The sequence below is a fragment of the Hydrogenophaga crocea genome, assembly GCF_011388215.1.
Lineage (GTDB): Bacteria > Pseudomonadota > Gammaproteobacteria > Burkholderiales > Burkholderiaceae_C > Hydrogenophaga > Hydrogenophaga crocea.
In genome coordinates this window covers 2,301,525-2,314,555 of record NZ_CP049989.1, presented here as the reverse complement: position 1 = coordinate 2,314,555, position 13,031 = coordinate 2,301,525, and the positions used below count along the sequence as shown (strand labels likewise).

Here is a 13,031-nt window from a genome sequence, read left to right as displayed (position 1 = left end):
CGCTTTCAGCCGATGCTCATGAGCGTGGCGTTGCCCCCGGCCGCCGCCGTGTTCACGCTCAGCGCGCGCTCCACCACCAGGCGCTCCGCAGGCACCTGCGTGTCGCCGGGCGCGAAGCGCTCCACCGGCACCACCGGGCCTTCGCGCGCGGCCAGGGCCTGTTGCACGCGGCGCAGCGCGTCGAGATCGCCGTGCAGCAGCACGAGGTCGAAGGCCACACCGGGCGCGGTCCAGTCGCGCGCGAGCGTGACGCGGGCGCGCGTGTCGGCCGGCAGTGCGCGCCACGTCGCCTCGGCCTCGGCCGGCCACAGCGCATGGCCGCCCGCCGCGAGCACGGCGCGCGTTTGCGTGAGGCGGTCGGCCTCGCTGCCGGCCAGGCACAGCACGCGCTCGCGCGGCACCAGCCGGTACAGGTTGCGCTCGCCCGTGGGGCCCGCGAGGCACTGGCCTTCGCCGCTGGTGGCCGGCGCGATGGCGCGTTGCGCGCCATCGGCGGGCCGCTGCGACAGCAGGCGGTACAGGTAGAGCGGGCCGCCGGCCTTGGGCCCCGTGCCCGACAGGCCTTCGCCACCGAAGGGCTGCACGCCCACCACCGCGCCCACCATGTTGCGGTTCACGTAGACGTTGCCCACGCGCGCCGCAGCCAGCACGCGCGCCACGGTTTCGTCGATGCGCGTGTGCAGGCCCAGCGTGAGGCCGTAGCCGGTGGCGTTGATCTGCGCGAGCAGGGCGTCGAGCTCGTCGCGGCGGTAGCGCAGCAGGTGCAGCACCGGGCCGAACACCTCGCGCCCGAGCTCGCCGAGGTGAGCGATCTCGATCAGCGTGGGCGGCACGAAGTGGCCCGGCGGCAGCGCTTCGCCCGCGCCGTGCCACGCCTGGTGCACGCGGTGGCCGCGCGCGCGCATGGCGTCGATGTGGCGCTGGATGCCCGCGTGCGCTTCGGCGTCGATCACCGGGCCCAGGTCGGTGGCCAGCCGCGCCGGGTCGCCCACGCGCAGCTCGGCCATCGCGCCCAGCAGCATCCCGGTCACGCGATCGGCCACGTCGTCCTGCACGCACAGCACGCGCAGCGCCGAGCAGCGCTGGCCCGCGCTGTCGAAGGCCGAGGCGATGGCGTCGGCCACCACCTGCTCGGCCAGGGCCGAGGCGTCCACGATCATCGCGTTCTGGCCGCCGGTCTCGGCGATCAGCGGCACCGGCCGGCCCAGCGCGTCGACGCGGCCCACGAGCGCGCGCTGCAGCAGCCGCGCGACCTCGGTGGAGCCGGTGAAGAGCACGCCCATCACGCGCGGGTCGGCCACCAGCGGGGCGCCGACGGTGGCGCCGTCGCCGGGCAGCAGCTGCATCGCTTCGCGCGGCACGCCCGCGTCCCACAGTGCCTGCACCGCGGCCTGCGCAACCAGCGGCGTCTGCTCGGCGGGCTTGGCCAGCACCACGTTGCCCGCCGCGAGCGCGGCCGCCACCTGGCCCATGAAGATCGCGAGCGGGAAGTTCCAGGGGCTGATGCAGACCACGGGCCCGAGCGGGCGGTGCGTGGCGTTGTGAAACTGCTCGCGCACCTGGGCCGCGTAGTAGCGCAGGAAGTCCACCGCCTCGCGCACCTCGCCCACGGCGTTGGCCGCGGTCTTGCCCGCTTCGTGGATCAGCAGCGCCATGAGCGCGGGCATGTCGCGCTGCAGCCGGTCGGCCGTGGCCTCGAGCCGCTGCGCGCGCTCGGACGCGGGCACGGCGGCCCAGGCGCTCGCGTGGTCGGCGGCGCGCTGCAGCGCGGCGGCGATCTCGGTGGCGCTGGCATCGGGCACACGCTGTCGTGGCTGCAGCGGCGGCCGCTGCGCGGCCTCGGCCAGTTCGTGGGCCAGCTCGCGCAGCTGCGCTTCGTTGGCCAGGTCCAGGCCCGTCGAATTGCGCCGCGCCGCACCATACAGGTCGACCGGCAGCGGGATGGCCGGGTGCGGCAGCCCCAGCGCGCCCTCGTCGCGCGCCATGGCCTCGATGGCTTCCACCGGGTCGCGCACGAGTTCGTCGAGCGGCACGCCCGGGTCGGCGATGCGGTGCACGAACGAGGTGTTGGCCCCGTTCTCGAGCAGCCGGCGCACCAGGTAGGCCAGCAGCGTTTCGTGCGTGCCCACGGGCGCGTAGATGCGGCAGGGCCGGCCCAGGCCGCCCTGTTCGGGGCTGCGCACCACCTGCTCGTACAGCGGCTCGCCCATGCCGTGCAGGCACTGGAATTCGTACTGCTCCGGGTGCCACGCGCCCGGTTCGGCGAGTTCGTGGATGGCCGCGAGCGTGTGCGCGTTGTGCGTGGCGAACTGCGGGTAGACGGCTTGCGGCGCCGCGAGCAGGCGGCGCGCGCAGGCGATGTAGGCCGCGTCGGTGTAGGGCTTGCGCGTGTACACCGGGTAGCCGGGCAGGCCGTCGAGTTGCGCGCGCTTGATCTCGCTGTCCCAGTACGCGCCCTTGACCAGCCGCACCATGAGCCGGCGCTGGCTGCGCGTGCCGAGGTCGATGAGGTGTTCGATCACCGCGGGGCAGCGCTTCTGGTAGGCCTGCACCACGAAGCCCAGGCCGTTCCAGCCGCGCAGCGTCGGCTCGAAGCAGAGCCGCTCGAGCAGGTCGAGCGAGAGCTCGAGCCGGTCGGCCTCTTCGGCGTCGATGTTGAGCCCGATGCCGTGCTGCCGCGCGAGCGTGCACAGCCGCAGCAGCACCGGGTAGAGCTCGTCCATCACGCGGTCTTGCTGCGCGCGGCTGTAGCGCGGGTGCAGTGCCGAGAGCTTGATCGAGATGCCCGGGCCCTGGTACACGCCGCGGCCCGCCGAGGCGCGGCCGATCGCGTCGATCGCGTCTTCGTAGGCGAGGCGGTAGCGCGCCGCGTCGTGCGCGGTCAGCGCGGCCTCGCCGAGCATGTCGAACGAGTAGCGGAAGCCCTCGGCCTCGCGCACACGGGCCTTGCGCAGGGCCTCGGCGATGGTCTCGCCGGTGACGAACTGCTCGCCCATCAGGCGCAGCGCCATGTCCACGCCGCGGCGGATCAGCGGCTCGCCCCCGAGGCCCACAAGGCGTGCGAGCGCACTCGACAGGCCGGACTCGCTGTGCGTGGCCACCAGCTTGCCGGTGATGAGCAGGCCCCAGGTGGCCGCGTTCACGAACAGCGATGGGCTCTGGCCCAGGTGTGCGTGCCAGCGGCCCTGCGCGATCTTGTCGCGGATCAGCGCGTCGCGCGTGGCGGTGTCGGGAATGCGCAGCAGCGCCTCGGCCAGGCACATGAGCGCCACGCCCTCCTGCGACGACAGCGCGTATTCCTGCAGCAGGTTCTGCACCAGGCCCGCGCGGCCCGCCGAGGCCTTGCGTTCGCGCAGGCCTTGCGCGAGCCGGCGCGCCAGCGCCTGCGTGGCCTGCGCCGCCGTGGCGGGCAAGCGCGCAGCGGCCACCAGGGCCGGCAACAACTCGGGTTCGGGCGTGCGCCAGGCCGCGGTGATCGCGCGGCGCAGCGGGGTGTCGGCCAGGGGGGAGGGCGGGGTGAGCAGGGTGTCCATGAGGGTGCGAGAGGATGTGCGATGAACGCAGTCTCGTGCATATTTCATGGCATATTGTTCGAAAGTTTGTCGATTTCACCGAAGGATTCACTACCATGAGCGAGGCGAGCGAACTCGACCGTATCGACCGCCGCATCCTGCAGACCCTGCAGGACGATGGCCGCATCTCCAACCTCAAGCTCGCCGAAGCGGTGGCCTTGTCGCCCACGGCGGTGCTGGCGCGCGTGCAGCGGCTCACGCGTGAGGGCTACATCCTGGGCTACGAGGCGCGGCTGAACCCGGCCCTGCTGGGCGCGGGCCTGCTGGTGTTCGTCGAGGTGCTGCTCGACCGCACCACCACCAACGTGTTCGAACAGTTCCGCGCCGCGGTGCAGGTGCGCCCCGAGATCCTCGAATGCCACATGGTCGCGGGCGGCTTCGACTACCTCGTGAAGACGCGCGTGGCCGACATGGAGGCCTACCGCCGCTTCGCCGGCACGGTGCTGTGGCAGCTGCCCGGCGTGCGCGAGACGCGCACCTACGCGGTGATGGAAGAGGTGAAGAGCTCGGCCAAGCTGCACCTGGGCTGAGCGCCTTCGCCCATCGATCCGGTCGCTGTTGCACATAGACGGCGATCGGACCGCGATCGCACGGCGATCGCCATCGCCTTGTACCGCCTTGCGCCGCCGCGCACATCGACGCCATCCATGCGCCGCATCGTTGCGGTCTATTCGACAGCGCGCAGCCTCGCCCATACAGTCCGGTCCCGCCAAGAAGGCCGGCCAGCGCAGGCCGGTCACACAACAACGGAGACACGACGATGGGCCTGAACCCTTCCAACAACGACACGACGAAGGGGGCGCCGTGAAGCGTTTGCTCTCCCTCGTCGAAACCCTGGCCGCGCTCGCGCTGCTGCTGATCGCGCTGCTCACCGCGGCCAACGTGTTCGTGCGCTACTGCTTCGACTGGCAGATCCCCGACTGGTTCGACGGCACGCAGATGCTGCTCGGTGTGGCCATGTTCTGGGGCATCGCCATCGCCACCTACTACGGCAACCACATCGCGGTCGACCTGCTGTGGGAAGCGCTGGGCCGCCGCGGCCGCCTGTGGATCGACCTGCTCGCCACCGCGATCACGCTGGCCTTCCTCGTGCCGCTGGCCTGGATGGTGTGGGTGAAGGTGGGCGGCACCGGCAGCCAGAGCACCATGGACCTGCGCCTGCCGCTGGTGTGGTTCTACAGCGCCGGTGCGGTCGGCGCCACGGTGGCCGCGGGGCTGGCGCTGGTGCGCCTGCTGCAGCTGCCGCTGGGCCGCGAGGCCCGCCTGGACGACGCCGAGGGCGCGAACGCGGAGGCCGTCCATGGATCGTGATCTCGTCGCCCTGCTGGGCTTCGTCGGCATGTTCGCGCTCATGGCGCTGCGCGTGCCCATCGGCGTGGCCATGGGCATCGCGGGCGTGGCGGGCTTCGGCGCGCTCGCGGGCTTCACGCCCGGCCTGAACCTGCTGGCCAACGTGCCGCTGTCGGTGCTCACCGACTACAACCTCATCGTCATTCCCATGTTCATCCTCATGGGGGCCTTCGCCTCGCACTCGGGCATGAGCGCCGAGCTGTTCGCGGCCGGCAGGGCCTGGCTGCACCACCGGCGCGGCGGTCTCGCGCTCGCGTCCATCGCGGCCTGCGGCGGCTTCTCGGCCATCAACGGCTCGTCGGTGGCCACGGCCGCCACCATGACCCAGGTGGCCCTGCCCGAGATGCGCCGCGCGGGCTACGAGCCCGGCGTGTCCGCGGGCCTGATCGCCGCGGGCGGCACGCTGGGCATCATGATCCCGCCCTCGGTGATCCTGGTGCTCTACGGCCTCATGACCGAGGTCGACATCACCCAGCTGTTTGCGGCCGGCGTGGTGCCGGGCCTCATGGCGATCGCGTTCTACGCCATCACCGTGGCCATCATCGCGCGCGTGCGCCCCGAGTGGATGCCGCGCGGCGAGCGCCACGGCTGGGGCGAGCGCCTGGCCTCGCTCAAGCCGCTGTGGGCCGTGGTGCTGCTGTTCGTGTTCGTGCTCGGCGGCATCTACGGCGGCCTGTTCACCGTGCAGGAAGCCGCGGGCGTGGGCGCGGCGGGCACGCTGCTGATCGGCATCGCGCGCGGCCGGCTGCGCTGGCCGCAGATCAAGGGCGCGCTGATCGGCGCGCTGCGCGTGTCCTCGGCCATCATGACCATCGTGGTCGGCGCCTACCTGTTCGGCTACTTCCTCACCATCACGCAGTTCACGCAGAACGCGGTGGCCTTTCTCGTGCACCTGCCCATCGGCCCCTACGGCGTGCTCGCGCTCATCATGGTGGGCTACCTGATCCTGGGCGCGGTGATGGACGAGCTGGCGATGATCCTGCTCACCGTGCCCATCGTGTTCCCGGCCATGGTGCAGCTGGGCTTCGACCCGGTGTGGTTCGGCGTGATCGTGGTCATGGCCGTGACCTTCGGCATGATCTGCCCGCCCGTGGGCATGAACGTGTTCGTGATCAATTCGATCGCGCGCGACCTGTCGCTGGGCCGCATCTACCGCGGCACCATGCCCTTCATCGCGGCCGACGTGCTGCGCCTGCTGGTGCTCTGCGCCTTCCCCTCGCTCTCGCTCTGGCTGCCCGGCCTCATTGCATGACGCTGCGCACCGACGATTTCCGCGCCCGCGCGCGGCGCTACCTGCCGCGCTTTGTGTTCGACTACGTGGACGGCGGCGCCGAGGACGAGCGCTGCCTGCGCCGCAACCGCGACGACCTCGACGCGCTGCGCCTGGTGCCGAACTGCCTGCGCGACACCAGCACCATCGACACCGCGGTCGAGGTGTTCGGCCGGCGCTGGGCGCATCCGGTGGGCGTGGCGCCCGTGGGCTTCAACGGCCTGGTGCGCCCGCAGGGCGACGTGCTGCTCGCGCGCGCGGCGGCCGCGCAGGGCCTGCCCTTCGTGCTGTCCACGGCATCGAACGCGCGCCTGGAGGCGGTGCGCGCGGCCGCGCCCGAGGCCGTGCTGTGGATGCAGCTCTACGTGATGGGGGAACGCGCCATCGCCGAGCAGATCGTGCGCCGCGCCAAGGCCGCGCGCTTCGAGGCCCTGGTGCTCACGGTGGACGTGCCCGTGAGCGGCTTGCGCGAGCGCGACGTGCGCAACGGCTTCCGGCTGCCGTTCCGCCCCGGCCCGCGCATGCTCTGGGACCTGGCCAGCCACCCGGCGTGGTCGCTGGGCATGGCGCGCCAGGGCGCGCCCGTTTTCGTGAACCTCTCGGAACACGCCGATGGCGCGGCCTCGGCCCAGGTGCAGGCTGCGCTGCTCGCGCGCGCCATGGACCGCAGCCTGGTGTGGGACAGCCTGGCCTGGCTGCGCGGCCTCTGGAGCGGGCCGCTGCTGCTCAAGGGCGTGCTGCACCACGGCGACGCGCGGCGCGCGCTGCAGGCCGGCGTGGACGGGCTGATCGTGTCCAACCACGGCGGCCGCCAGCTCGACGCCGCGCCCTCGAGCATCTCGGTGCTCGGCGGCATCCTGGACGCGGTCGAGGGCCGCGTGCCGGTGTTCGCCGACAGCGGCTTTCGCCGCGGCAGCGACGTGCTCAAGGCGGTGGCCCTGGGCGCCCGTGGCGTGTTCCTGGGCCGCCACGCGGTGTGGGGCCTGGCCGCGGGCGGCGAGGCCGGCGCGCGCGAGGCGCTTGCGCTGATCGGCAGCGAGATCGAACGCACGATGACGCTGATGGGCGCGGCCTCGCTGCGCGAACTCGGGCGCGGTCAGCTCGCGCCGGCCTTCGCCGAGGCGTTCACGGCCCGGCTCACAGCCCGCTGAGCGAGCGGCGCACCTCGTCGCGCAGCCACTTGTGCGCCGAGGCGTTTTCCTGCCGCGCGTGCCAGTGCATGCGCACCTCGAAATCGGGGATGGGCACCGGCAGTTCGGCCATGCGCAGGCGGCGCTGGCTCACGAACAGCTCGGCCACGCGGCTGGGCAGCACCACCACCAGGTCGCTGTCTTCCACCAGGCTGGGCAGCACCGAGAACTGCGGCACCAGCGCCACCACGCGGCGCTGCACGCCGCGCTCGGCCAGCGCGCCGTCGATCAGCGCATGGCCCGACGAGGGCGAGGTGACCATCACATGCCGCGCGCGGCTGAAGGTGTCGAGGTCGATCACCGCGTCGGTGCAGGAGTGGTCGTGCGCGAGCAGGCACACGTAGCGCTCGCGAAACAGCAGCTCGTTGCGCGTGTGCGTGTGCAGGCTGGGCAGGTTGCCGATCGCGAGGTCGAGCGTGCCGCGCGCGAGCTCGTCGAGCAGCGTGTCGTTGAGCTGCACGAATTCGGCCTGGATGCTGGGCGCCTCCACCTGGAAGCGCTTGAGCAGCGGCGGCGTGAAGAACAGCGATCCGATGTCGGACAGCGCGATGCGAAAGCGCCGCGTGGAGTGCAGCGGCTGGAAGCTCGCGCGCGAGTCGAGCGTGCCCTCGATGGCCATGAGCGCCACGCTCAGTTGCTCGTGCAGCCGTTCGGCCACCGCGGTGGGCACCAGGCCCGCGCTGCCGCGTGAAAACAGGCGGTCGTTGTAGAGCACGCGCAGCCGCGCCAGCGCGTGGCTGATGGTGGGCTGCGTGAGGTTGAGCCGCTCCGCGGCCTGGGTGACGCTGCGGGTCTCGTAAATCGAGACGAAGGCGCGCACGAGGTTCAGGTCGAAGCGGGTGGGGATGTCGTCTGCCGGGGTCTTCGCCATCTTGTTGTTCGATGTGTAACAAGGATTCTATCGATAGGATTTATGCGGCTCGCTCCCTAGCATCCGCGGACAACACCAGCGCCCCCGGCGCATTCCACGGAGACATTCACGCATGGAGCGATCGTTCGCTGCCGAGGTCCGGTCGCTGCGGCTGGCCGGCGGCCAGACCTTTCACGGCGAGGGCATCCTCGCCGTCACCAAAGCCCTGCTGCAGTCGGGCGTGAGCTACATCGGCGGCTACCAGGGCGCGCCGGTCTCGCACCTCATCGACGTGCTCGGCGACGCGCGCGAGCTGCTGCAGGAGCTGGGCGTGTACTTCGAGGCCAATGCCTCCGAGGCCGGCGCCGCCGCCATGCTGGCCGCGTCCATCCACTACCCGGTGCGCGGCGCGGTCACCTGGAAAAGCACGGTGGGCACCAACGTCGCGTCCGACGCGCTGTCCAACCTCGCGTCGGCCGGCGTCACGGGCGGCGCGCTGATCATCCTCGGCGAGGACTACGGCGAGGGCTCGTCCATCATCCAGGAGCGCACCCACGCCTTCGCCATGAAGTCGCAGATCTGGCTCATGGACCCGCGGCCCAACCTCGGCTCCATCGTGGACGCGGTGGAGCGCAGCTTCGAACTCTCGGAAGCGAGCAGCACGCCGGTGATGCTGCAGCTGCGCATCCGCGCCTGCCACGTGCACGGCCACTTCGAATGCAAGGACAACCGCGCGCCCGCGGTCTCGCTGCGCCAGCCCATCGAGCAGGCCGCCTTCGACTACGGCCGCATCAACCTGCCGCCCTCCATCTACCAGCACGAACGCCAGAAGGTCGAACAGCGCTGGCCGGCCGCGCTGCGCTTCATCCGCGAAGCGGGCCTCAACGAGCGCTTCGAGGGTGAGCTCGGCGACGTGGGCCTGATCGTGCCCGGCGGCCTCTACAACGGCCTGATCCGCGGCCTGCAGCAGCTCGGCCTGGCCGATGCCTTCGGCCAGTCCAGGCTGCCGATCTACGTGCTCAACGTGGTGTACCCGCTGGTGCCCGACGAGCTGCTCGATTTCTGCCGCGACAAGCAGGCCGTGCTGCTGGTGGAAGAGGGCCAGCCCAACTACATCGAAGACGCGATCCACGCGGTGCTGCGCAAGGCCGGCGTGGCCACGCGCGTGCACGGCAAGAACGTGTTCCCCATGGCGGGCGAATACACCGGCGACGTGGTGCTCGAAGGCCTGGCGCGTTTCCTGGAACTCGAAACGCCCGCCGGTCTGGCGCTCACGCCGGTCACGGCGCGGGCGCGCGCGCTGCGCGAACACAAGGCGCAGGCGGGCAGCGCCATCGGCGCGCCCGTGCCCACCCGGCCGCCGGGCTTTTGCATCGGCTGCCCCGAGCGGCCGGTGTTCTCGGCCATCAAGCAGATGCAGCAAAAGCTCGGCCAGGTGCACGTGAACGCCGACATCGGCTGCCACACCTTCGGCTCGCTGCCGCCCTTCAACGTGGGCAGCACGGTGCTGGGCTACGGCCTGGGTCTGGCGAGCTCGTCGGGCGTGGGTCCGCTCATGGCCAACCGCACCGTGAGCATCATGGGCGACGGCGGCTTCTGGCACAACGGCTTCACCAGCGGCGTGGTCAATGCGGTCTACAACGGCCAGGACTCGGTGCTCGTGATCCTGCAGAACGGCTACACCTCGGCCACCGGCACGCAGGCCATTCCGTCCTCGCCGTCGCAGCCCGCGGCCAAGCCGCTCACGCTGGACATCGAGAAGGCGCTGCGCGGCGTGGGCGTGCAATGGATCCGCAAGGTGGGCAGCTACCAGGTGGAAGACATGGTGAAGGTGCTCGAAGAGGCCATGTCCACCGAAGAAGGCGGGCTCAAGGTCATCATCGCCGACGGCGAATGCCAGCTCGAACGCCAGCGCCGCATCAAGCCGAAGCTGGCCGAGCAGCTGCAGCGCGGCGAGCGCGTGGTGCGCACGCGATTCGGCATCGACGACGACGTGTGCACCGGCGACCACTCGTGCATCCGCCTCTCGGGCTGTCCCTCGCTCACCATCAAGCCCAACCCCAGCCCGCTGCGCACCGACCCCGTGGCCGCGGTGAACACCGGCTGCGTGGGCTGCGGCCTGTGCGGCGAGAACGCGCACGCGGCCGTGCTCTGCCCCTCCTTCTACAAGGCCGAGGTGGTGCAGAACCCCGGCGCCTTCGAACGTTTCATGGCGCGCGTGCGCGGCGCCCTCATCGAAAGGCTCGCGGCATGACGCAACCCCTGTGCATCCTCATCGGCGCCATGGGCGGCGAGGGCGGCGGCGTGCTGGCCGACTGGCTCATCGACGCCGCCATGGAAGCGGGCTTCCCGGTACAGAGCACCTCGGTGCCCGGCGTGGCCCAGCGCACCGGTGCCACCACCTACTACGTCGAGATCTACCCCGAGAGCCGCGCCGCGCTGGGCGGGCGTGAGCCGGTGCTTTCGCTCACGCCCACCGTGGGCCAGGTCGACCTGGTGGCCGCGTCCGAGCTCATGGAGGCCGGCCGCGCGATCCAGAACGGCTACGTGCACCCCGAGCGCACGCTGCTCGTGGCCTCGACCCACCGCGAGTACGCGGTGTCGGAGAAGGCGGCCATGGGCGACGGCCGCTTCGACAGCGGCCGCGTGCTCGACGCCGCGCAGCGCCAGGCGCGCGCGAGCGTGCTGCTCGACATGCGCGCGCTCGCGCAGCAGCACGGCACCGTGATCAACACCGTGCTGTTCGGCGCCATGGCCGGCTCGGGCGTGCTGCCGTTTGCGCGCGAGGCCTGCGAACGCGCCATCGAGCGTTCGGGCAAGGCGGTGAAGGCCAGCCTGCGCGGTTTTGCCGCCGGCTTCGACGCGGCCCAGGGCCGCGTGCAGGCCACGCAGCAACTGGCCGAGGGCGTGAAGGGCCTGCACGAACTGCCTGCGCGCGTGCGCGCGCTGCCCGAGCCGCTGCACGCGGTGGTGGCCGCGGGCGTGGCCCTCACCACCGAGTACCAGGACGCGCGCTACGCCGGGCAATACCTCGACACCGTGCAGCGCGTGCTCGCGGCCGAGCAGGCCTCGGGCCGCGACGGGCATGAGCGCCTGGACGTGACGCGCGAGACCGCGCGCCACCTGGCGCTGTGGATGGCCTACGAAGACGTGATCCGCGTGGCCCAGCTCAAGACGCGCAAGGAGCGCCTCGACCGCGTGCGCCGCGAGGTGGGCGCCAAGCCCGGCGAACCCTTGCTCACCACCGAATACCTCAAGCCCGGCCTCGACGAGATCGCCTCCCTGCTGCCGCCCGCGCTGTCGCGCTGGTTCCGTCGCGCCACCGAGGGCCGGACCTGGAACCGGGGCCTGCACGTGCGTACAGACACGCTGCGCGGCTTTCTCATGCTGTGCGCGCTGCGTTCGCTCAAAGGCCTGCGCCGTCGCACCGCGCGCTTTGCCGAGGAACACGCGGCCATCGCGCGCTGGCTCGCGGCCATCGAGGCCCGCATGCACGAGGCCGCGGCGCTGGAGATCGCGCTCGCGGGCAACCTCGTCAAGGGCTACGGCGACACGCACAAGCGCGGCCACCGCAACCTCGGCGCGCTGCTGGACGAAGCCGCGCAGGGCGCGCCGGCCGAACGCCTGAAGGCGTTGCGCCAGGCCGCGCTCGCCGACCCGGAAGGCCGGCAGCTCTCGGGCGTGCTCGGCCGCCCGCTCGTGCAACCCATCCGCATCGTGCGCCGCCCGGTGCGCCCCTGAGTTTTTTCACCCCACCACAACAGGAGACAACGTGTTCAAGACCACCCTCTTCACGGCCGCCGCGCTCGCGCTCGGCCTCGCTGCCGGTGCCGCACAGGCCCAGGACAAGGCCGTCGAACTCAACTTCGGCCATTGGCTGCCGGGCACGCATTCGCTGTCCAAGACCGGCTTCGAGCCCTGGGCCAAGTCGGTCGAGGCCGCGTCCAAAGGCAGCATCAAGGTCATGCTGTTCCCTGCGCAGCAGCTCGGCAAGGCGCCCGACCACTACGACATGGCGCGCGACGGCATTGCCGCCATGACCTGGGTGAGCCCGGGCTACCAGGCCAACCGCTTCCCCATCTTCGCGGCCTCCGAGCTGCCCTTCATGAGCGCGCGCCCCGGCCCGGGCTCGGCCGCGCTCGACGCCTGGTACCGCAAGTACGCCGAGAAGGAAATGAAGGACGTGAAGTACTGCTTCGCGCACCAGCACATCGGCACGCTGCACTCCAAGAAGCCCATTACCGACCCGGCGCAGATCCGCGGCATGAAGATCCGCCCCGCCAACGGCACCGTGGCCTCGTTCGTGACGCTGCTGGGCGGCACCAACGTGAGCGTGTCGGCGCCCGAGTCGCGCGACGCGCTCGAAAAAGGCATTGCCGACGCCATCACCTTCCCCTGGGATTCCACGCTGAGCTTCGGCGTGGACAAGGCGGTGAAGTTCCACAACGACATGCGCCTGTACAGCGCCAACTTCGTCTGGGTGATGAACCCGGCGTGGTACGGCAAGCTCAGCGCGGCGCAGAAGAAGGTCATCGACGACCACTGCAGCAACGAGTGGGCCGCCAAGGTCGGCGCGGCCTGGGGCGACTTCGAGGACTCGGGCCAGGCCAAGCTCGAAAAAGCCGCGGGCCACACCATCGTGAAGCTCACGCCCGCACAGCAGGAAGCCTGGCACAAGGCGGCCGAGCCGCTGTACCAGCGCTGGGCGCAAGACGTGCAACGCGCCGGCGGCAACGCGGATCAGATCCTGGGCGAGCTCAAGCGCGAGCTGGAGAGCCGCAAGGCGAACTGAGTCAGGG

Annotated in this window: 9 protein-coding genes; 7 read left to right on the top strand and 2 right to left on the bottom strand. The window is 71.4% G+C overall.

Annotation, left to right across the window (positions count from 1 at the left end):
• Nucleotides 1–5 precede the first annotated feature (5 nt).
• Entirely contained in the window at nucleotides 6–3,533 is a 3,528-nt protein-coding gene (putA, locus tag G9Q37_RS10910) for a trifunctional transcriptional regulator/proline dehydrogenase/L-glutamate gamma-semialdehyde dehydrogenase (RefSeq protein ID WP_240936368.1), read from the bottom strand.
• A gap of 95 nt (nucleotides 3,534–3,628) precedes the next feature.
• Between putA and G9Q37_RS10905 the strand changes: the two genes are divergently transcribed.
• From G9Q37_RS10905 to G9Q37_RS10890, 4 genes are all read left to right on the top strand, one after another.
• The gene (locus tag G9Q37_RS10905; RefSeq protein WP_166227223.1) at nucleotides 3,629–4,102 is read left to right on the top strand and encodes an Lrp/AsnC ligand binding domain-containing protein; all 474 of its coding nucleotides are present in this window, start codon (nucleotides 3,629–3,631) and stop codon (nucleotides 4,100–4,102) included.
• 274 nt (nucleotides 4,103–4,376) lie between these two features.
• A complete protein-coding gene (locus tag G9Q37_RS10900; protein ID WP_166227222.1) occupies nucleotides 4,377–4,883 on the top strand; it encodes a TRAP transporter small permease in 507 nt (168 codons plus the stop codon).
• Entirely contained in the window at nucleotides 4,873–6,174 is a 1,302-nt protein-coding gene (locus G9Q37_RS10895; protein ID WP_166227221.1) for a TRAP transporter large permease, read from the top strand. Before G9Q37_RS10900 ends, G9Q37_RS10895 begins: the two co-directional genes overlap by 11 nt.
• The gene (locus G9Q37_RS10890; RefSeq protein WP_166227220.1) at nucleotides 6,171–7,343 is read left to right on the top strand and encodes an alpha-hydroxy acid oxidase; all 1,173 of its coding nucleotides are present in this window, start codon (nucleotides 6,171–6,173) and stop codon (nucleotides 7,341–7,343) included. Before G9Q37_RS10895 ends, G9Q37_RS10890 begins: the two co-directional genes overlap by 4 nt.
• Here the strand turns inward: G9Q37_RS10890 and G9Q37_RS10885 are convergent.
• On the bottom strand, nucleotides 7,330–8,253 hold the full coding sequence (locus G9Q37_RS10885; RefSeq protein ID WP_166227219.1) for a LysR family transcriptional regulator: 924 nt from the start codon (nucleotides 8,251–8,253) through the stop codon (nucleotides 7,330–7,332). The genes G9Q37_RS10890 and G9Q37_RS10885 overlap by 14 nt on opposite strands.
• Nucleotides 8,254–8,365: 112 nt before the next feature.
• On the opposite strand from G9Q37_RS10885, the gene G9Q37_RS10880 reads away from it, so the two are divergent.
• From G9Q37_RS10880 to G9Q37_RS10870, 3 genes are read left to right on the top strand one after another with little or no spacing between them, the layout of a single operon-like run.
• Entirely contained in the window at nucleotides 8,366–10,486 is a 2,121-nt protein-coding gene (locus G9Q37_RS10880; RefSeq protein ID WP_166227218.1) for a thiamine pyrophosphate-dependent enzyme, read from the top strand.
• A complete protein-coding gene (locus G9Q37_RS10875) occupies nucleotides 10,483–11,973 on the top strand; it encodes an indolepyruvate oxidoreductase subunit beta family protein (RefSeq protein WP_166227217.1) in 1,491 nt (496 codons plus the stop codon). The genes G9Q37_RS10880 and G9Q37_RS10875 overlap by 4 nt, the downstream gene beginning before the upstream one ends.
• Nucleotides 11,974–12,004: 31 nt before the next feature.
• The gene (locus tag G9Q37_RS10870; RefSeq protein WP_166227216.1) at nucleotides 12,005–13,024 is read left to right on the top strand and encodes a TRAP transporter substrate-binding protein; all 1,020 of its coding nucleotides are present in this window, start codon (nucleotides 12,005–12,007) and stop codon (nucleotides 13,022–13,024) included.
• The last annotated feature ends 7 nt before the right edge of the window (nucleotides 13,025–13,031 follow it).